This is a genomic window from Sulfuriferula plumbiphila (assembly GCF_009938015.1).
Classification (GTDB): Bacteria; Pseudomonadota; Gammaproteobacteria; order Burkholderiales; family Sulfuriferulaceae; genus Sulfuriferula; species Sulfuriferula plumbiphila.
Window position 1 is genome coordinate 2847145 of the sequence record NZ_AP021884.1, and the last position, 18780, is coordinate 2865924.

18 protein-coding genes and 1 pseudogene are annotated in these 18780 nt (G+C 58.5%); 5 read left to right on the forward strand and 14 right to left on the reverse strand.

All coding sequences use genetic code 11. The features are described 5' to 3' along the window. Positions 1-22 precede the first annotated feature (22 nt). The gene (locus GZH91_RS14720) at positions 23-427 is read right to left on the reverse strand and encodes a DUF2173 family protein (protein ID WP_147070129.1); all 405 of its coding nucleotides are present in this window, start codon (positions 425-427) and stop codon (positions 23-25) included. A gap of 76 nt (positions 428-503) precedes the next feature. Here GZH91_RS14720 and GZH91_RS14725 point away from each other — a divergent pair, with 76 nt between their 5' ends. Continuing rightward, the gene (locus GZH91_RS14725) at positions 504-935 is read left to right on the forward strand and encodes an RDD family protein (protein WP_147070275.1); all 432 of its coding nucleotides are present in this window, start codon (positions 504-506) and stop codon (positions 933-935) included. A gap of 10 nt (positions 936-945) precedes the next feature. On the opposite strand, the gene lptG is transcribed toward GZH91_RS14725, so the two are convergent. Both lptG and lptF read right to left on the reverse strand, forming a co-directional pair. Next, positions 946-2070 (reverse strand): LPS export ABC transporter permease LptG, encoded by a 1125-nt coding sequence (lptG, locus tag GZH91_RS14730; RefSeq protein ID WP_307723865.1) that lies wholly within the window; start codon positions 2068-2070, stop codon positions 946-948. Beyond that, on the reverse strand, positions 2016-3098 hold the full coding sequence (gene lptF, locus GZH91_RS14735) for an LPS export ABC transporter permease LptF (protein WP_147070127.1): 1083 nt from the start codon (positions 3096-3098) through the stop codon (positions 2016-2018). The genes lptG and lptF overlap by 55 nt, the downstream gene beginning before the upstream one ends. Positions 3099-3225: 127 nt before the next feature. On the opposite strand from lptF, the gene GZH91_RS14740 reads away from it, so the two are divergent. Genes GZH91_RS14740 through GZH91_RS14755 form a run of 4 tightly spaced genes read left to right on the forward strand, consistent with a single transcriptional unit; the run spans position 3226 to position 8641 of the window. Further along, positions 3226-4722 carry a leucyl aminopeptidase gene (locus GZH91_RS14740; RefSeq protein WP_147070125.1) on the forward strand — a complete coding sequence of 499 codons (1497 nt, stop codon included), beginning with the start codon at positions 3226-3228 and terminating at the stop codon, positions 4720-4722. Further along, positions 4719-5150, forward strand: a complete 432-nt coding sequence (locus tag GZH91_RS14745) for a DNA polymerase III subunit chi (protein ID WP_147070123.1) — start codon at positions 4719-4721, stop codon at positions 5148-5150. Before GZH91_RS14740 ends, GZH91_RS14745 begins: the two co-directional genes overlap by 4 nt. Next, positions 5143-5856, forward strand: a complete 714-nt coding sequence (locus GZH91_RS14750; protein WP_147070121.1) for a hypothetical protein — start codon at positions 5143-5145, stop codon at positions 5854-5856. The genes GZH91_RS14745 and GZH91_RS14750 overlap by 8 nt, the downstream gene beginning before the upstream one ends. A gap of 31 nt (positions 5857-5887) precedes the next feature. Next, positions 5888-8641, forward strand: a complete 2754-nt coding sequence (locus GZH91_RS14755) for a valine--tRNA ligase (protein ID WP_147070119.1) — start codon at positions 5888-5890, stop codon at positions 8639-8641. A 186-nt stretch (positions 8642-8827) separates the two neighbouring features. Here GZH91_RS14755 and GZH91_RS14760 read toward each other — a convergent pair whose 3' ends face one another. The 11 genes and pseudogenes from GZH91_RS14760 to GZH91_RS14810 all read right to left on the reverse strand — a co-directional run bounded on the left by GZH91_RS14760 (position 8828) and on the right by GZH91_RS14810 (position 18749). Beyond that, positions 8828-9220, reverse strand: coding sequence for a hypothetical protein (locus GZH91_RS14760; RefSeq protein ID WP_147070117.1), 393 nt, complete (start codon positions 9218-9220; stop codon positions 8828-8830). Then, positions 9217-10188 carry a lipoate--protein ligase family protein gene (locus GZH91_RS14765; protein ID WP_147070114.1) on the reverse strand — a complete coding sequence of 324 codons (972 nt, stop codon included), beginning with the start codon at positions 10186-10188 and terminating at the stop codon, positions 9217-9219. The genes GZH91_RS14760 and GZH91_RS14765 overlap by 4 nt, the downstream gene beginning before the upstream one ends. A gap of 17 nt (positions 10189-10205) precedes the next feature. Next, on the reverse strand, positions 10206-10616 hold the full coding sequence (locus tag GZH91_RS14770) for a hypothetical protein (RefSeq protein WP_147070112.1): 411 nt from the start codon (positions 10614-10616) through the stop codon (positions 10206-10208). Positions 10617-10837: 221 nt separating this feature from the next. Next, positions 10838-11719 carry a hypothetical protein gene (locus tag GZH91_RS14775; protein WP_147070110.1) on the reverse strand — a complete coding sequence of 294 codons (882 nt, stop codon included), beginning with the start codon at positions 11717-11719 and terminating at the stop codon, positions 10838-10840. Between the two features lie 106 nt (positions 11720-11825). Beyond that, positions 11826-13073 (reverse strand): OmpP1/FadL family transporter, encoded by a 1248-nt coding sequence (locus GZH91_RS14780; RefSeq protein WP_147070108.1) that lies wholly within the window; start codon positions 13071-13073, stop codon positions 11826-11828. Between the two features lie 193 nt (positions 13074-13266). Continuing rightward, positions 13267-14403 carry a radical SAM protein gene (locus GZH91_RS14785; RefSeq protein WP_147070106.1) on the reverse strand — a complete coding sequence of 379 codons (1137 nt, stop codon included), beginning with the start codon at positions 14401-14403 and terminating at the stop codon, positions 13267-13269. Between the two features lie 15 nt (positions 14404-14418). Continuing rightward, positions 14419-14774: pseudogene (locus GZH91_RS14790) on the reverse strand (GxxExxY protein). 106 nt (positions 14775-14880) lie between these two features. Then, a complete protein-coding gene (locus GZH91_RS14795) occupies positions 14881-15948 on the reverse strand; it encodes a geranylgeranyl reductase family protein (protein ID WP_147070104.1) in 1068 nt (355 codons plus the stop codon). Beyond that, positions 15945-17018 (reverse strand): lipoyl protein ligase domain-containing protein, encoded by a 1074-nt coding sequence (locus GZH91_RS14800; RefSeq protein ID WP_198415325.1) that lies wholly within the window; start codon positions 17016-17018, stop codon positions 15945-15947. Before GZH91_RS14800 ends, GZH91_RS14795 begins: the two co-directional genes overlap by 4 nt. A 15-nt stretch (positions 17019-17033) precedes the next feature. Continuing rightward, positions 17034-18212: a radical SAM protein gene (locus tag GZH91_RS14805; RefSeq protein ID WP_147070100.1), complete on the reverse strand. Its 1179-nt coding sequence runs from the start codon at positions 18210-18212 to the stop codon at positions 17034-17036. A 99-nt stretch (positions 18213-18311) separates the two neighbouring features. Continuing rightward, positions 18312-18749 (reverse strand): glycine cleavage system protein H, encoded by a 438-nt coding sequence (locus tag GZH91_RS14810; protein WP_147070098.1) that lies wholly within the window; start codon positions 18747-18749, stop codon positions 18312-18314. Positions 18750-18780 lie beyond the last annotated feature (31 nt).

Here is an 18780-nt window from a genome sequence, read left to right on the forward strand (position 1 = left end):
GTTGCGATTCAGAATTTTTAGATTAAACCAGTTGCTCTGTGACATCGCCACCGATTTTGGAGTACATGACTTTCATCACGTCGTCGCTGATATCGCCTACTTTTGCGCGCAACACAGTCATCACGTCGTTGAGCACGCCCTGGCGATTTTCCAGCAGGCAGAAAAAATTGCCCACAGCGCACACGCTGACCTGCTTGCCGCGCACCACCCAGCCCTGTAGCGGGCGGCAACCGCAGTGCTCGGCAAACGAGCTGAACATTTCAGCCTGCATACTGGCGTTGAGGGTATTGGCGCGACACAGAATGGATGCCATGCGGGCGTATTCATCGGTGAGCCCGCCTTCATAAGTGTAACGATCGCCCCGGTAGGCGTATTCTCCTGCTGCGATTACGCCCGGGATGGCCATGAGCTGTTTTGCTAGATGCATCTCCCCTCCTCCGTTGTTATGCTTGCGACGAAACTATGAGCGTGGTTTTAATGCCTTTTGGAATAGAATAGAGATTATGGAAAAAAGTGCAACTCCTTCGCTGCCAACAGCTGGTTTATGGCGTCGTATTTCGGCAATGATTTATGAATCGCTCCTATTGTTGGCATTGTTATTCATTGCAGACTATCTGTTTTTAGCGCTGACGCATAATGCCTCTTCGCCACTTTTTAAGGCGCTATTACAGGCCTATTTGTTACTGATGATGGCGGGATATTTCAGCTGGTCGTGGCTGCGCGGACAAACACTGGCGATGAAAACCTGGCGCATTCGCGTGGTCAATCGGGAAGGCGCTGCACTCACGTTGCAACAGGCTCTGCTACGTTTCGTGCTGGCCATGGTGCTCATCCCCGCTTTTGGCATCAGCCTGATTTGGGCACTGTTTGATCGAGACAAGCAGTTTCTGCATGACCGTCTTGCCGGCACGCGCCTGGTGAGAACCGACGCTTAGGCATAGGTGCCTATTGTTTCTGCACCTTGCGTATCATCGCAATCGCCACCAGCAGGAATACCAGCGTCGGCAATACGGCGCTAAGCAGCGGCGGCCAGTCATTGAGCAGCCCCAGGTAGGCAAACAGGCGGTTGAGCAGGTGGTATCCCAGCCCGAGCATGATCCCGGCAAACACACGGGCACCCACCGCGCCCGAGCGCGGCCGGTGATAGGCGAACGGCAATGCAATCAGCATCATCACCGGTGCTGCCAGCGGATAAAACAGCTTGGACCACAACGCGATTTCATAACGCTCGGTTTTTTGTTTGTTTTGACGCAGATGCTGGATGTATGACCACAAATTGGATGCCGACATTTTTTCCGGCGCCACCAGCAGCACACTCATGATCCCCGGGGTCAGCACCGAGCGCCAAACTTCTTCTGGCATGTGGCTGACGCTGATGCCGCCACCGCCAAACCGGGTCTCGGTAATATCCTGCAAGCGCCAGCGGTTATCACGCAGATAATCCCCCTGCCCGGCATGGCTGATTTTCTGCAAACGGAAGGCATCATCAAACGCATAGATGTTCACATCACGCAACTCATTCTCGGGGGTCACTTCACGGATATTAATGAAACTCTGTCCATCACGTACCCATAGCCCGGAACGGAATGCCTGCGCCACCAGCGCGTGGGTAGCGGTAAGCTTGACTTGCTGCGCATAGCGTTCGGAGGCAGGCGCGATGAGCTCGCCAAACACAAACGTCAACACCGTAAACAGCAGCCCGACGACCATCAGATAGCCGGCCACGCGCTGGATCGACATGCCCGACACCAGCATGATGGTGAACTCGGTATTGGACACCAGCCGCGCCAGCGCGAACAGCGTGCCGATCAGCGCCGCCACCGGCAGCAGTTCGTAGACGTGACCCGGTACACTCAGGGCAACGAAAGCCAGGATGTTGAGCAGGCCATAGCCACCCTGTCCCAATGAGCCGAGCTCGTTGAGCAAGTCGAAAAATGCGTACAAGGTCATCAGCGCTGTAAACACAAACAGCGAACTGACCAGGGTTTCCATCGCCAGATAACGCGCCAGGATTTTCATCGGCGCCAGCGCCACCATGGGCGCATTGAAATGCGCCGGTAGAACATCCACACCAGCACACCTGCCATCAGCAGGTGCACCGCCCACATGCCCGCCAACGGCGAGATTTTTTGTTGCGCCACCCAAGCCTGGGAAATACCCAGCAGGTTATTGTAGATCACATAAATCAGCAATGCCAAAATCAGTTTGAACGAGCGCCCCGCACGCGGATTCACGAAGCTCAGCGGAATCGCCAGCAGCGCCAGGATCGCGGCGCTGATCGGGAAGCTCCAGCGCCATACCAGTTCCGCCATGTTGGCTGGCGTGGGGTCCCGCATCAGCTTGCCGGTGGACAATGCCTTGGGCTCGAAGGTCTGCTGTTCAACAAAGCGCGCTGGCTCGATGCGCATCCAGTAGCGTCCGAACTCGACCGTCTTGTAATCGGCGCGTCCCGGCACGCCTTCGTAGCGGCGGCCATTTTCCAGTACCAGGTAGCGCTCGCCATTGGGCAATTCGGTATGAAACCCTTCTTTGGCGACCACAATCCCCAGCTGGTGGTTGTCCAGCGACTGCATGAACACGTTTTTCACGCGCGTACCAATCTGCGACAGACTTTCGACAAAATAAACCTTGTCCGCGCGTCTGGACTCGATAAACATGCCCGGCGAAATCGCCGACATGTCGTCGCGGCTGTTCAGCACTGCACGGTACACATCCTTTTTCTGCAATGCCCACGGAATCACCGCAAGATTGAGCAACGCAATGGCAAACACCACCGGCAAGGCAAAATACAGCACCGGCCTGATCCAGGTGAGCAAACCCTGCCCGGCGCTGAACCACACCACCATTTCACTATCCCGGTAGGCACGCGACACGGTCATCATGACGGTAATAAACAGTGCCAGCGACAGCAGCACGGGCAGAAAACCGAGCAGGCCAAAACCGAGAAAGGCAAACACCGCGTCCACCGCCAGCTTGCCGCGCGCCGCATCGCCCAGCAGGCGGATGAACAGCGTGCTCAGGGTGATCGCGATGAGCACCAGAAACACCGCCAGACAGTTATAAACAAGTTCGCGCAACAGCGCGCGGCGAAAGATCATTTTTGCGGAGGAATGGGTAGTTGTTTTGACTTTTACCTGAACACTGCAAATAATGCATTGATGTGTTTCGGGTCAATCAGGCTCGCAGTTTAAGAATCAAGCACAAAATCTTACAAGGAGTGCATCGGTGGAATTTAGCATAAAAAGTACCAGCCCTGAAAAACAACGCGCCGCCTGTGTCGTGGTTGGCGTGTATGAATCGCGCAAACTCTCGCCTGCCGCCACGCAGATCGACCAGCAGACTGCGGGCTATCTGACCGACATCCTGCGCCACGGTGACATGGATGGCCGCCTGGGCAGCACCTGCCTGCTGCACAAGGTGCCAGGCACGCTATGTGAGCGCGTACTGCTGGTCGGACTGGGGCGCGAGCGCGATGTGGGCGAAAAAGCCTACGCCGATGCCAGCAGCGCCGCGCTCAAGGCACTCGCTGCCAGCGGTGCAGCCGACGCGGCAATTTATCTGATCCAGACCGGCGTCAAAGGCCGCGACCTGGCGTGGAATATCGAGCAGCTGGTGATTGCCGCGGAGGCCAGCCAGTACCAGCCCGGCAAGCTCAAAAGCAAACACGACAAATCTCCGTCCAGACTGCGCAAGCTGACTTTGTGCGTGAGCGGCCCGGAACAGCAGGCAAGCGCCGAAGCCGCCCTGGCGCAGGGCATGGCGATAGGCGCAGGAATGAGCCTGGCCAAGGCGCTGGGCGATTTACCTGGCAACGTGTGCACGCCCACCTACCTCGCCGAGCAGGCGCAGGCGCTAGCCAGATCGCACAAGCTCAAATGCGAGGTGCTGGACAAAAAAGACATGGAAAAACTCGGCATGGGCTCGTTCCTGTCGGTAGCGAAAGGCAGCCGCCAGCCGCCCAGACTGATTGTGCTGCAACACAACGGCGGTAAAAAAGGCGACAGGCCGGTAGTACTGGTCGGCAAGGGCATCACCTTTGACGCGGGCGGTATCTCGCTCAAACCCGCCGCCGAAATGGATGAAATGAAATACGATATGTGTGGCGCCGCCAGCGTGCTGGGTACGCTGCGTGCCGCCGCCGAGATGAAGCTGCCGCTCAACGTCGTCGGCGTCATCCCCAGCTGCGAAAATCTGCCGGATGGCGACGCCAACAAGCCCGGTGACATTGTCACCTCGATGTCGGGCCAGACCATCGAAATCCTGAATACCGATGCCGAAGGTCGCCTGATCCTGTGCGATGCACTGACCTACAGCGAGCGTTTCGAGCCCGCCGCCGTGATCGACATCGCCACCCTCACCGGCGCCTGCGTGATCGCGCTGGGACACCACGCCAGCGGCATGTTCAGCAATCACGACGGCCTGGCGCGCGAAATCGAACACGCCGCCGCAGCCGCGCAAGATCGCGTATGGCGCCTGCCGCTGTGGGATGACTATCAGCAGCAGCTGGACAGCAATTTTGCCGACATGGCCAATATCGGCGGTCGCGCTGGCGGCTCTATCACTGCCGCCTGTTTCCTGTCACGCTTCACCAAAAAATACGACTGGGCGCATCTCGACATCGCGGGCACTGCGTGGAAATCCGGCAAGGACAAAGGCAGCACCGGGCGACCCGTACCGCTCCTGGTGCACTTCCTGGTGAACCGCGCCAGCCGGGCAAAATGACGCGCGTGGATTTTTACACGCACGCGCCGGACAAGCTCGACCTGGCACGCATTCTCACCGGCAAGGCCTATCGGCAAGGACTAAGGGTCATGCTCTACTCGCCCGACAGCCGAGTGGTAGCCGATATGGACAGACGCCTGTGGGAAGTACCAGCCAACAGTTTTTTGCCGCACTGTGGTTGTACCGCACCGCACGCCAGCGCCACGCCCGTGGTGCTGGGCGAGGCCGCCGACCACCTGCCGCACGACAACGTGCTGATCAATCTGCACGATACCACGCCGACATTTTTCAGCCGCTTTGAACGCCTGATCGAAATCGTTTCGCTGGACGGCGCCGACCAGGATGCGGCGCGTTTGCGCTGGCGTTTTTACAAACAGCGGGGCTACGAGATGCACAGTCATGACCTGCGTGATAACAAGCATGACTGATCCGATGCATCAATTGCTGGATAAAATGCAGGCCCTCATGGGCAAGCATCGTGATGCGCCGGTGATGCTTGAAGCTGAACCCGCTCCACTCCCATCCACCGACGGAGTGTCCGAGGCAACCCCGTTTCCGGTTTTGACCGACATCGTACGGCGCGGCGAAATACTGGCAGATGCCCCCCCCGTCACCCCGCAGCCCCTATCTGACTTCACAGCGGAAATCGCCTCTCCAGCCGGGGTGACGGTTAACTTCCCTGAAGCATTCACCCGCACCGGGCAGTCCGGGCCATTTACCGCCGCGCTCGCCACGCCGGTTTTGACCGACATCGTGCGGTACGGCGAAGTGCTGGCCGAGACATCGCCCGACGCCCTGCAGGCTACTGCGCCTGGCACCCCCGCGCAAATTGCCCATTTGGCCGCAACGGCGGACGGCATCCCCGAGGCGTTCACCAGCCCCGAGCAAGCCGAGTTGCTTGCCACCGCGGTCGCCACCCATGTACTCGGCATGATCGACGGCCACCTCATGTACGAAGTCAACACCGTGATGGCGCAGCGCTTGCGCCGCGTAGTGGACGACACTTTATCCACTCTGCTCACCCAGCTCGCACTCGACATTGAATCCATCGTGCGCGAGGCGGTCGCCGAAGAGCTGGCGCGTCATGGCATCCATCCTGCCAATACCCCGGAGAACCCGTCCAATCCGGTATAATCGCGCGTTTCAAGCCTCAACAACACGCATCATGGAACTCGCCAAAAGCTTCGAACCCCGCGACATCGAACAACGCTGGTACCAGCACTGGGAACAGTCCGGCTATTTCCGTCCCAGCATGGACGCCAGCCGCCCCGCCTACTGCATCATGCTGCCGCCGCCCAACGTCACCGGCACGCTGCATATGGGGCACGCGTTCCAGCACACGCTGATGGATGCGCTGATCCGCTACCACCGCATGCAGGGCGACAACACCCTGTGGCAGCCCGGCACCGACCACGCCGGCATCGCCACCCAGATCGTGGTGGAGCGCCAGCTCGACGCCAGGGGCGAATCGCGGCATGCGCTCGGACGCGAGACTTTCCTGAAAAGAGTATGGGAATGGAAGGAGCACTCCGGCTCCACCATCACCCGCCAGATGCGCCGCCTGGGCACCTCGTGTGACTGGTCGCGCGAGCGTTTCACCCTGGACGCAGGCCTGTCCGAAGCGGTGACTGAAGTGTTTGTCTCGCTCTACAACGAAGGACTGATTTATCGCGGCAAGCGCCTGGTCAACTGGGATCCGGTGCTGGGCACGGCGGTGTCCGACCTGGAAGTGGTATCCGAAGAAGAGGACGGCTTCCTCTGGCACATCCGCTACCCGATCGAAGGCGAGGACGGCTTTGTCGAAGTCGCCACCACCCGCCCGGAAACCCTGCTGGGCGACGTTGCCGTTGCCGTTCATCCGGACGACACGCGCTACCAGCACCTGATTGGCCGCCATGTGCGGCTGCCGATTGCCGAGCGCAGCATCCCGGTGATTGCCGATGACTACGTTGACCCGACCTTCGCTACCGGCGTGGTCAAAATCACCCCGGCGCACGACTTCAACGACTACGCCGTGGGCACGCGCCACAGGCTGCCGCCGATCAGCGTGTTGACGCTCGACGCCAAAATGAACGATCTCTGCCCCATCGCATACCAGGGGCTGGATCGCTACGTGGCGCGCGAAAAACTGCTCGCCGAGCTGCAGGCCAAAAACCTGCTCGCCGCCGCCAAGCCGCACAGGCTGATGGTGCCGCGCGGCGACCGCAGCGGTGCCGTGATCGAGCCCATGCTCACCGACCAGTGGTTTGTCGCGATGGAACAAATGGGCGCCAGCGGCCTCGACGCGGTCAAATCCGGCAAGCTCAGATTCGTGCCGGAAAACTGGACCGCCACCTACAACCAGTGGCTGGAAAACATCCAGGACTGGTGCATCTCGCGCCAGCTGTGGTGGGGACACCGCATCCCCGCCTGGTACGACGAGGACGGCAACCACTACGTCGCTCGCAGCGAAGCCGAAGCGCGCAAACTCGCCGCCGGCCGGCCGCTGACCCGCGACGAGGACGTGCTCGACACCTGGTTCTCCTCCGCGCTATGGCCGTTCTCCACCCTGGGCTGGCCGCAAAGAACGCCCGAGCTGAACGCTTTTCTGCCCGGCTCGGTACTGGTCACCGGCTTTGACATCATCTTTTTCTGGGTCGCGCGCATGGTGATGATGTCGCTGCACTTCACCGGTGAAGTACCGTTCCGCGAAGTGTATGTGACGGGCCTGGTCCGCGACGCCCACGGCAACAAGATGTCCAAGTCCAAGGGCAACGTGATAGACCCGCTCGACCTGATCGACGGCATCGACCTGGACAGCCTGATCGCCAAGCGCACCACCGGCATGATGAATCCCAGCCAGGCGCAGTCCATCGCCCGGCAAACCCGCGCCGACTATCCCAATGGCCTGGCGGCTTTCGGCACCGATGCAATACGTTTCACTTTCGCCAGCCTCGCCACCCACGGCCGCGACATCAAGTTCGACCTGCAGCGCGCCGACGGCTACCGCAACTTCTGCAACAAGTTATGGAATGCCACGCGCTTCGTGCTGATGAACTGTGAAGGCAAGGACGTGGGACTGGATGACAGCCTGCCGCTCACCCATTCCGATGCCGACCGCTGGATCATCAGCCGCCTGCAACAGGCCGAAACCGCGGTCGCCAGCGCATTCGCCGACTACCGCTTCGACATGGCTGCGCGCGCCGTTTACGAGTTCGTCTGGGACGAGTACTGCGACTGGTATGTGGAGCTTGCCAAGGTGCAGATCAATAGTGGCGATGACGCTGCCGTCCGCGCCACGCGCCGCACCCTGGTGCGCGTGCTGGAGGCCGCGCTGCGTCTGGCGCACCCGATCATCCCGTTCATTACTGAGGAGTTATGGCAAACCGTGGCGCCGCTGGCAGGCAAACACGGCGCGAGCATCATGACCCAGCCTTACCCGTTGGCCGACGCAGCAAAAGTGGACACCGGCGCCTGCGAACGCATCGCCCTGCTTAAAGACCTCATCAACGCCACCCGTGGTCTGCGCGGTGAAATGAGACTGTCTCCGGCGCTGAAAGTGCCCATGGCCATCAGCGGCGATGCCACCGCACTCGCCCGCTTCGCACCTTACCTGGCAGCGCTGGCCAAATTGAGCGAGGTCAAAATCAGCGCCGGGCTGCCGCCCGGTGACGCTCCCGTCGCCATCGTCGGCGACACCAGGCTGATGCTGCTGATCGAAATAGACCGGGACGCGGAAAAATCCCGGCTGGAAAAAGAAATCGCGCGCCTGCAAGGCGAAATCACGAAATGCGCAGCCAAGCTGGGCAACGCCAGCTTCGTGGATCGCGCCCCGGCTGCCGTGGTGGATCAGGAAAAACAGCGCCTGGCGGATTTCAAGGACACGCTGGACAAGCTGCAAGACCAGCTGATCCGGCTGGCGGCTTGGAAAAGCAGTTAGCCACGGTGGTCACGGAGAGCACGGAGAAGACCAACGAATTTGAATCAGTACCTCATCCAATAAGTAAAATGAGGAAATCATGTAATTCTCTAATTCAAGCTTTATTCCCCGTGACCTCAGTGCTCTCCGTGGCTAATTGCTTTTCGGGTTTACCTGGATTCAGCGGCAGGCGCGGAATAACAACGGCTACTCTCCCCAGCGGTACTGGTGGCAGAACTGCCCTACCCGCTCCACCACTTCGTCACGTTCAAAGAAGCGATCAGCACGGTTCAGCCTGGCCTGATCGCGCTCGTCCTGGCTGCCACCAAAACAGAATATCGGCACGTTGAGCATCCACTCCATGCGCACCTGGCGTATCGCGTCCTGCGGGTCGAAGGCATCGGTCAGCGTGTCGAGATCGAGAAAAATGAAGCGGTGCAGCAGGATGTCCTGGAACCCGCCCAGACTGCCCAGATCCAGGGTTTCCACCATCTGCCAGCGTTGCGGCAATTGCGCGCGCAGTTGCGCAGCAATGCCGGCATCGTTGCTCATCAGGATGAATTTGCGCTGCAGACGCGCTTCGATGGTGGGTTGACTCATATGGCCTCCGGATTGAAATAAGCGGTCTCGGTGATACGCTGCGCCCAGAGATGGGCGGCTGCGCTATCGAGATGGATCGCCAATTCAGCAGCGATCGAGCGGGGTTCGGCTGCCAGTAGCGTCTCCGGCAAACCGGGTGCGGCGGACAGCGCCACCCGCGCCAGGCGCCGTCCCTGAGTGAGTACCCGCACCCAGTCAATGCCGTACTGGCGCTCGGTCAGGTAACAGGCGGCGTTGATTTTGATGCCATGCGGTACCATGCGTGCGCTGCCCTCGTGATCGGGGATCAGTTCTGCACGCCAGTCATCGCGTGCTGCGCGTTCGTCCTCGCGTAATCGCGATTGCTCCCAGCGCCAGCCGAACTGGCCATTGGCAGCCCGACGGTACACCATGGATAACCACTCCCAATCAGGCACGCTGGCATGTTGCGACCAGCAGGTAAGCGATGCGCGCAAGGCCTCGATCAGCCACTGGCGAAAACCGCCAGACGGCACCGCCACGCGTCCGGCAAACTGCTCCACCGGGAAATCCAGCATGAAACTCGATCCCACCACCCCGGCGCGGCCAATGGTGGCGGCACCGCTGCCCGCGAGCTTGCTGCCATGCAGCCAGATATCCTGTGCCGTCAGCGTGACCGGCAGGCCTGCCTCGTGATAAACCTGCACCATGGGTTGCAAAGCATGGGCGTACCAGCCGGCAGAACGAAACGGGAAAAAATCCAGTGGCGCGACCAGCACCACACACGCCTGGTCGGGATCCACCCACACCCCGCCGCCGCCCAGCGGGCGCCGCACAATGGGCACATCCGCGTAGGCGGCGTTCAATTCAACTGACGCGGATTGGTGCTGCCCGAGGCAAACATGCGGTTGCGGTCTGCCCCATACCACGGCGGGTAAATCGCCGGGTTGCATGGCTTCTGCCACACCTGCGTAAGTGGCGTGGTAATCCCACGGGTCGCAGCAGCCCAAATCAATCCAGCGCGCCCTCAGGAGCCGGATGGTTCGCCCCCCTCGGCAGGTTTGTTTTCCTTGAAAAACTTGCCGAAATAGAAATCGCGCCGATTCAGCGCCTGCAATTCTTCGGCACGGGCAGACAGGCCAGCGCGCATGATCTCGGCCAGGTATTGCCCCTGCTCGGCATCAAGGATATGGATTTCGTTGATGAGGTCATCATCCACATCCACGAAATGCGCCACAAACCCCTCGGGCGCATGCACATGCAACAGCCAGGACTTGCAATCCGGGTCTTCCGCATCCACCGGGCTCATGGTGATTTTACCCAGCCAGGCCAGGCGCGCGGCCTGGTTGAAATAGCGTATATCGAGCTTTTTGCCCTTTTTGTACTTGTTCAGTTCGTTTTTCAACGAACCAACATCGGTGACTTTAATCGATTTCATGGAAATTCCGGTCATCCTAAAAACAGCTATTGAACCACGGGGAACACGGGGAAAACAAGAAGGAAAACAATGGACAGGATTAGCAGAATTTACATGAAGAAGCATTATGGGGCAGGTGATTGGGGTATTGTAAAGCGAAGAATTGTCCTGTTAATCCTGCAAGCAATCCTGCTAATCCGGTCCATTGCTTTACATGCTTTATAGCGGTGCCCACGAATGCATCAGCGTTGGTATACGCCGCCCGCTACCCCGATCATGGTTTCGCGGATTTCGTCCGGAATATCGGCTATGCGCGTGAAATGTCCCATACTCAGATTCGGCCAGCCCAGTGCAATGCGGTAGCGTGCATACAGGGCGTACACCTTGTTGCCCACGACATAGATTTCATAGGGCAGGCCGGCAATGTAATCCGTGCCATCAATTTTGTACACCCAGCGGCCGTCGCCCATGTTGTCATCGTTCATGGCGACACCGAACACGGCGATTTTTTTGTCCGGCATGACCACCTCATACACCTCGGCGGTATGATTGACGCCTTTGGCAAGATTGTCGCGCACCGTCGTCACTGCGGTGTTGAAGTCAGGCAAGGTATTGAGTTCATTCTTGTCCGAATCAAACCGCTCCATGCCAGCCATATAGCGATAATGGGGCAACTCCGCAGCACGTTCGTCACCGCCAAACCCGATGCCGGCACCCAGCGCCTGTCCCAGCCTGGCCTGCACGGCTTTGACAGCCGCCTGCTCGCGAGTGAAATGGTTGCGGAAAAATGCGCGGTACCAGTAGTCCGGATTCATGTATGAAACCGTGCCATCTGCCTGCACGCCAATGCGTATCCCGGCGCCGACAATATTGCTGCCACCGATGCGGTGGATGGCGTCCAGAATGCCCTTGTCGCTGACCACCAGCACGGCATACTGCGGCAAGCCTTGCACCTGATATTTACCCAGCGTGGCAAACCCGGCGGCTCCGGTTTTTTTCTCGACGGCAGCCAGCACCTGCGCCACGTCGCCGCCGCTTACCCTGTCCCCGGAAATGTAGGGCGCTAGCGCCAGCGCCCATGGCGACCATAGCAAGAACCACAACATTCCGAATGCACGTTTCATTGCTGTCACACTGCTGTTTTAACCGGGTGAAAAAACAAAAAGGCTGAGGGGATTAACCCTCAGCCTGATTGTACTGCTTTTGAAACAGACTAACCCAGATCGGCGCTTACATCTTCCAGGCGTAAGCCACGCCAAACGAATTTTGGTACATCTTGATGGTGTCTGTACCGCCCGAGCCAAAAGCGGCGATCGTCGAACCACTCACCGTGTTTTCAAACGCGTGCATGTAAGACACCGTCAACTCATTGCCTGAATCAGTCAAGTAAGTTACACCCAGTGTAGCGTGATCCTTGACCACACCCGGGGCGATGATGTTGAAGGTCACGTCACGCGCCTGGATTGGGTTGTCGCCGTGGTTGTAACCTGCACGCAAGGTCCAGTGCTTGTTGTACTGATAGGCCGCGCCCAGTTTCCACACATCCACATCCTGCCAGCCGAAGCCTGGGCCATTGGACGCGCCCAATGGGTAACCAAGAAGAATATTCGTGCTGGGATTGGCAATTGATTTCACACCGCTGTAGTTAATACGCTGATAGTCCAGTGCCAGGGTCAAATCGGGCGTGGCTTTGAAAGCAATACCCAGATCGTAGTTCTCCGGAATGTCAAACGCCCCCTGTTCGGCAAACAAACCTTTGTACTTGTCGAACTTTTGCATATTCATTTTCGTGGCATACGCAGCACCAATGGTGATCGTTGGTGTGATTTTTCCCATATATCCAACGCGCACACCATAGCCGTAGGAATGGTCATAACCAAGATTGTTTGTACCTGTACCCACACCAAACCCTTGCAGACCTTCGGCTTTGAAGCGCTGATAGCCAATCAAGGGTGAAATACCGATAGAGTGGTTGGGAGCAATCTTGAATGCTACGGTAGGGGCAACAATCAACTGCATCAAATCAACACCGAGGCGACCTGCCCCGCCCATGAAGTTTGATCCATTAGCGAGAGGTGCATAATCAGAGTTCATGCCGCCGTTGCCATACACGGTCACGCCCAGCGAAAGATCCTTGTTCAACAATTTGTTGTAGCCGAACTCAGGTACGGCGAAGTAATTGCTGTCGCTATTTTCATTGCCATTCAATGTTCCGCCCGCAGCCGTGCCCGTCCGGCTCGCCGAACGCTTGGGAGAAAACAGGTCAACCCCCAGATCCAGCCTGTCACCCGCAAAAACCATACTGGCCGGGTTGTTGGCACCACCGAATGCATCATCAGCCATCGCTGTCGCTGCGCCGCCCATACCTTTGGCTTTCATGCCATAGCCATGTGAAAAATAACCGTTGGTTGCCATTGCGACGCCAGGCAAAGCAAAGCCGGCAACTGTCATCAGGCCAATCAATTTTTTGAGTTTCATTTATGTAGTCTCCAAGGATTATTAAAAAATAGGAACAACGCTGACTTTGGATTTATTATGATTTTGACGCATAGTACACTTGTCACATTGACCTGCACAAGCCCATTGTGTGGGGATTTTAGGTCCATGTCGCATTTCTGCAACAAAAAAAACCGGGTGTTGTGACACCCGGTTTTAATTTGAGGCGGATTATTCAAATCAGGCCTGCGCCAATCTCTTCACCGGCCATCTGGCGCTTGACGATTTCCACGTCTTTGCGCGCCAGCGCGAACGGGAACGAGAGGATGTCGGAGGGGCTGGAATCGCCGTAGGGGCGGTTGCAGGCGGACACTTCTTCGTCGTCCTTGCCGGGGCAGCCGGAGGTCTGGAATGGCTTGCCGGAATTCACCAGATCCGCCAGTTCGTCTTCCGCCACGCCAAAATCAATCACCTTGCCGTCCGCATCGAACAGCATTTTGCTGACGTGACCGCCGGCGTAGTCAATGATGAAGCGCGCCAGTTGCACGCGGCGCCACTGACCCTTGTCGCAAGCGGGCCAGTCTTCCATCATCGAGCCCTGCTCGGGGAAGAAGGCGAACATGTGGTTGTGGCCGCCCATGTCCTTGATCTTCTGGCAGACCTCGAGAATCTCCTGCTCGGTCTCACCCATGCCGCAAATCAGGTGGGCGCCGAATTTCTCCGGGCCGAACACTTCTGCTGCCCACTCGATGGCTTGCCAGTATTTGCTGTAGCGGTGCGGGCTATCCACGGTCTTGCCGCGGGTGCGCTCGAAAATTTCCGGGGTGACCGCATCCAGCGCCACGGTAAAGATATCGGCACCCATCCTGTGCAGGCGTACCAGGTCGTCTTTTTCCATGGTGGTGGGATTGGACAGAATGGAAACCGGAATGTGCGGCAGCGCTTTCATCCACTTATCCAGTAGCACGAAGGTGTCGGCATCGGAATTGGGGTGGGTGATCATGGAGATGCACATGCGCTGGAACTGGCCTTTGTCGCTACCCTGCTTCACGCGCTCAATGACTTCGTCGTAGCGGGCGGTAGGCCAGTCCACGCGGATAAAGTTGCGATCCGCGTAATCGCGCGATTCTTCACGATGCCGTGCCAGGCCGCAATAAGTGCAGTTGGCGCGACAGCCTTCCGGATAAGTCACCAGCAGGTTCAGGCAGTGAGTGCAGGCGGTGCGGTGCATGTTGCCCGGCACCAGACCCAGCGTGATCGCAGCAGCGGTACTCATTTGCACATACTCGGGCGAACGCATGTCCGGGGTTTTGACATGGTAGTTGGGGCGATAGAACTGTACGACTTGGGGTTGATCTAGCACTGCACTCATTTTTTTCTCCGAATCTTAATGGACAGGATTAACAGGAACATTCACTTCATTAGGTTGGTATTGTCTAAACTTCCGTTTGACCACGACACTTCTTCCAAAATCAATTAGCAAACCCGTATCCAGTCCGGTTGCTGCAAGGTAATTCACCAATTGAACTGCGTGCTCGCGCGACAGGGATTCACAGGCTTTCAGTTCGCACACAATCTGATTTTCAACAAACAAATCAGCATAGTACTCACCAACTTTTTCTCTCTGGTAAACACCGGCAAACAAAGCTGCTGCTGAACCAGCAAGCCCGCCGGAGCCAATTCAACCATCATTGCATTCTCGTAAACTTTCTCCAGAAACCCAGCCCCCAGGATTCCGTGCACTTTGCAGTGCGCAACCGATGATGCGCTCAGTCAATTCCTCATTTTCCACAGAACTTTTCCTGTCAATCCTGAGAAATCCTGTCAATCCTGAGAAATCCTGTCAATCTCAAGCAGCAAAATAGTCCGGGAAGGCAATCCAGCTCTTGCGGTGCAAGGGATCGGCGCGCGCTTCCTCGGTGTTCCAGAACTTGTCCAGCCAGCGGCGGCGTTCCACCGCGCGGCTTAGCGCGACCTCAAACTGGTCGCGGATGTCTTCTTCAAAATCTTCCAGCGCGGCACTGTCGTTATGCTTCAACCACGCCACAGCGGCTTGTCCGGCACGTTCGCCGGAGATCACCGCCGCTGCTATGCCCGCGCCAGTGATGGGATGGGTAAGGCCGGCCGCATCGCCGGCAAACAACACCTTGCCCACCACCAGGTGCCCGCGCAGGCCGCCCACCGGGATCGCGCCGCCGGTACGGTAGCTGATCTCGGCACCGACCAGGTCCTGCGCCATCAATTGCTGATGCAGCTCATCGAGTGGCGCCTTCATGTCACCCGCGAAACGTTTATCCAGACCCAGCCCGAGATTCGCCAGATTGCCCTTGGGAAACAGCCAGGCATAGCCGCCCGGGTAGGCGGGCGAGAGCCAGATGTCGGTATCCACATAGGCGCGTTTCAGTGGAACGGTGTACTGGCGCGTGGTCACCACTTCCATGTCGGGCAGCCCCAGCGCCTCTGCCACTGGCGAATGCGGGCCATCGGCGGCGATCAGCAGCCTGTACGTGACTTCCATCCCGCCTGCCGGCGTTTTGATTTGCGCCACGGATCGCGCGGCATCGAGACTGGTCATGCGACTATCGAGCAAGAGCTCGGCGCCCTGCGTCGCGGCCGCGTGCGCCAGGGACTGGTCAAACGCGGCGCGGTCTATCATCAGGCCCGGGAAATCGGTCTCGGCTACGGCGCCCGAGGGCAGGTAGCTCTTCATGCCTTTGATGCGCTGTAACAGTACGCCGCCGGCCGTGGCGTATTTGCCCATCGGCAGCGGGATGAATTCTGCGCACTGCACCGGCAGGCCGATTTCGTGGCGACGATCCACACCCAGTACGCTCAGCCCGCCTTGCGCGGCCGCTGCGGCGGCGGCAGCACCCGCCGGTCCCAGACCAATAATCAGCAGGTCGACCTGGCGCATCATGTTGCGGCCTCGCTATTGGCTTGCGCCAGGGCTTCGTGCAGCACACTGACAAAATCATCCGCCGTCAAGGTGAGCATATCGACTGCGTGCCCGGCGAAAAACCGCTTCACGTTGTGCGCCAGCTGTTCGGCAAGCGTGTCGCGCAGGGCGGCCTCCAGATCAGCAAGCGTGCGGCGCGGGCTGATGAATACATCGCCGGAGAACCACACCTGTTTGATGCGGCCATGACTGCGGTCAAACGCCACACTGGCACGCAACAGACCGCCGGAGAACTTGCGCACCGCATCCAGCGTGGGTTGGTCGGTCGCTGGACGAGCGAGCAGGTTGATCCAGTCGGGATGGTCAATTTCGGTCAGCGCGGCCTGGTAGAGCGCCTCCTCATGCAGCGTGAGCGGTGAGGGGGCGAATTGCACACCGAATTCTTCAGCAAAGGTGCCCGCCAGCGCAGCCTGCACCTGCGCCATAAGTGGCACCTGACCCAACAAATCGGCCAGATTGGCAACACGCTCACGTGCCGAGGCGATGGCTTTGTGGGAAAGTTTTTCAGCCGGGATTTTGAGCACGCGCAGCATCTTTTCCACGTCGAACTCGATCAATAGCGTGCCCTGATACATCAGCGCATCGCCGTCGAACGCCCCGCCGGTGCCGGATATTTTACGGCCATCCACTTCGATGTCATTGCGCGGACGGAACCGGGCATCCACGCCCAGCGCCGAGATTCCGCGCGCTGCGGCCTCGCAGATGCGGCGTGAAATTGCGGTCATGTCTGCAGTGCCGAGTTCGTGCCTGTGCAGGTACAGCTCCCAGCCAATCTGGGTGGTGTCGAAATAGATTGCGCCGCCGCCTGTAATACGGCGCTGGATGGTAATGCCGTGTTCGCGGCAATAGTCCAGGTTGAGCTCCTGCTCGGCACTCTGGTGATAACCCAGTAACGCGCACGCCTCAAAACGCAAAAAACGCAGCGTGCTGGGGCTGGCATTTTCCTGGCGCGCTTCCAGCAGGGCCCGATTGAGCGCAATATTTTGCGCTGCGGGTCGCAGGCCGGTATCGAGTAAGCGCCAGGTGGTCACGTCTTTGATCCCCGCTCAACTGCAGCAGCCGCCCACGGCTTCGGGCTGGCCGGCCATCACCACCTTGATGCCGCCGAGCGAACCGGCGGCGGCAAAAGCCGGGCGCTTCATGCGCTCGTGTTCGATGACTTTCTGGATGTCCACCTGCAGGCCGGCGTCTGCGGTTTCAATCGCCATCACTTCATCGCCAATCGCGATGGAGCAACACGCCGGGGTGACGCGCACATCGCGTTCCAGACGCACGGCAAGTTCCACCATGCCATCAGACGGATGCGCCAGGCCATTGAGACCGGCCATCACAGCGTAGCTGTCAATTTCCACCTTGGTGCGGCCGGGCGGGCGCGCACAGCCCAGCAGCAAGGGCAAATCTGGCAGCGCAGCGCGTGCGTCCATGAAAAAACGCCCGACTTCGCGGCTGTCCGGGGTGACGAACGGACGATTCTCCGGCGCATAGAACGGCATCACCACCACCAGCACGACCGCTTGCGGCTGGTGGCGCCGGATGATTTCCAGCGCATTCCATTCGCCCAGCAGATGCCCATAATGCAGGCCAATCACGATGTGGGGTACTACCTTGAGCTTGGTCGAAACCAGGTATTCGAGGGTTTTCTCGAAGTCATCCACGCTACGGCGCAGGTGATAGACCTGGGTAATCGTGTCCTGCGAACCGATCACGTCCATCATCGCCGCGTCAATGCCGCTGTCTTCCATACGACGTGCGATATCCATGTCCACCAGTGCGGTGTGCATGGCAATCTTGAATTCGGGGAAGCCATCCTTGATACGTCGAATGGTTGCGTAGTAGTCGCCGTATTCGACTTCATTGCGGTGGTTGGAGCCACCCGTCAACAACATGCCCTGGGCGCCCCCATTGATCTGCTCGTTGACCACGCGCCATAAGTCTTCCGGGCTGCGCGCCGCAATCATTGGCTCGAGAATTTTGGCCTTGCAATGGTCGCATTGCAGCTTGCAATCACCACCGGTAATGGATACCGCAGGCCAGGCGCTTTTGCCACAACCGGTAATTTCCGAACTTGCAAACGCTTTGAAAGTGGGCGTGTAAAAATTCACGCGCCCGACACCCTCGCCGCGTACCTGCGCAAATCTTTGCTGTAATTGACCAACCAGGATGGCATCCAGCTCGATGCCATCCAGCGGCTCAACACGTTCAACGACTTCCAGCCAATCACTCATTGGTGTTTACCTGAAACCCCATTTACTGCAGGGGTGAAAACCTCAGAAAACAATAGGGGCGATTTGACATCGCCCCTACTGAATCAAATGCGACTGCGTTTAGCAGCCGCCGAAGCCGTCGGCGCCCATCTTGGTTTCGAACGCGCCGGCGACTGCACCACCGGTGATCAGTGCACCAGATTCGCCATCCCAGTTGGTAGGTTTCATTTTTACCAGCCAGCCGCTGCCGTAGGGGTCAGCGTTGATGGTGCCGGGTTTACCAGCCACATCCGGATTAGTGGCAAGGATTTCGCCGGTCACCGGAGCTTTCACCGGACCTACCCATTTGCCGGACTCAACCGTACAAACCGATTTGTTCTGTTCGATTTCCTTACCCACTTTTTTCGGGGTATACGACACAATCTCGCCCGCCAGCGAGCAGGCGTAGGCGGTCATGCCGATAGTAAGGGTGCCGTCCGCTTCACGCCGCGCCCAGACGTTGTTGTCAACGTTATAGAAAAGATCGTCAGGAAGGTTACAACCGCGTACTGTTGCCATGCTCATTTCTCCTCAGAATGAAATTCAGTCA

What these genes read in the sequence shown, in the direction of transcription:
- GZH91_RS14720 (WP_147070129.1), bottom strand. Translation starts at nt 427, where the DNA reads ATGCATCTAGCAAAACAGCTCATGGCCATCCCGGGCGTAATCGCAGCA.
- GZH91_RS14725 (WP_147070275.1), top strand. Translation starts at nt 504, where the DNA reads ATGGAAAAAAGTGCAACTCCTTCGCTGCCAACAGCTGGTTTATGGCGT.
- lptF (WP_147070127.1), bottom strand. Translation starts at nt 3,098, where the DNA reads ATGATCTTTCGCCGCGCGCTGTTGCGCGAACTTGTTTATAACTGTCTG.
- GZH91_RS14745 (WP_147070123.1), top strand. Translation starts at nt 4,719, where the DNA reads ATGACGCGCGTGGATTTTTACACGCACGCGCCGGACAAGCTCGACCTG.
- GZH91_RS14750 (WP_147070121.1), top strand. Translation starts at nt 5,143, where the DNA reads ATGACTGATCCGATGCATCAATTGCTGGATAAAATGCAGGCCCTCATG.
- GZH91_RS14755 (WP_147070119.1), top strand. Translation starts at nt 5,888, where the DNA reads ATGGAACTCGCCAAAAGCTTCGAACCCCGCGACATCGAACAACGCTGG.
- GZH91_RS14760 (WP_147070117.1), bottom strand. Translation starts at nt 9,220, where the DNA reads ATGAGTCAACCCACCATCGAAGCGCGTCTGCAGCGCAAATTCATCCTG.
- GZH91_RS14770 (WP_147070112.1), bottom strand. Translation starts at nt 10,616, where the DNA reads ATGAAATCGATTAAAGTCACCGATGTTGGTTCGTTGAAAAACGAACTG.
- GZH91_RS14775 (WP_147070110.1), bottom strand. Translation starts at nt 11,719, where the DNA reads ATGAAACGTGCATTCGGAATGTTGTGGTTCTTGCTATGGTCGCCATGG.
- GZH91_RS14780 (WP_147070108.1), bottom strand. Translation starts at nt 13,073, where the DNA reads ATGAAACTCAAAAAATTGATTGGCCTGATGACAGTTGCCGGCTTTGCT.
- GZH91_RS14785 (WP_147070106.1), bottom strand. Translation starts at nt 14,403, where the DNA reads ATGAGTGCAGTGCTAGATCAACCCCAAGTCGTACAGTTCTATCGCCCC.
- GZH91_RS14795 (WP_147070104.1), bottom strand. Translation starts at nt 15,948, where the DNA reads ATGATGCGCCAGGTCGACCTGCTGATTATTGGTCTGGGACCGGCGGGT.
- GZH91_RS14805 (WP_147070100.1), bottom strand. Translation starts at nt 18,212, where the DNA reads ATGAGTGATTGGCTGGAAGTCGTTGAACGTGTTGAGCCGCTGGATGGC.
- GZH91_RS14810 (WP_147070098.1), bottom strand. Translation starts at nt 18,749, where the DNA reads ATGGCAACAGTACGCGGTTGTAACCTTCCTGACGATCTTTTCTATAAC.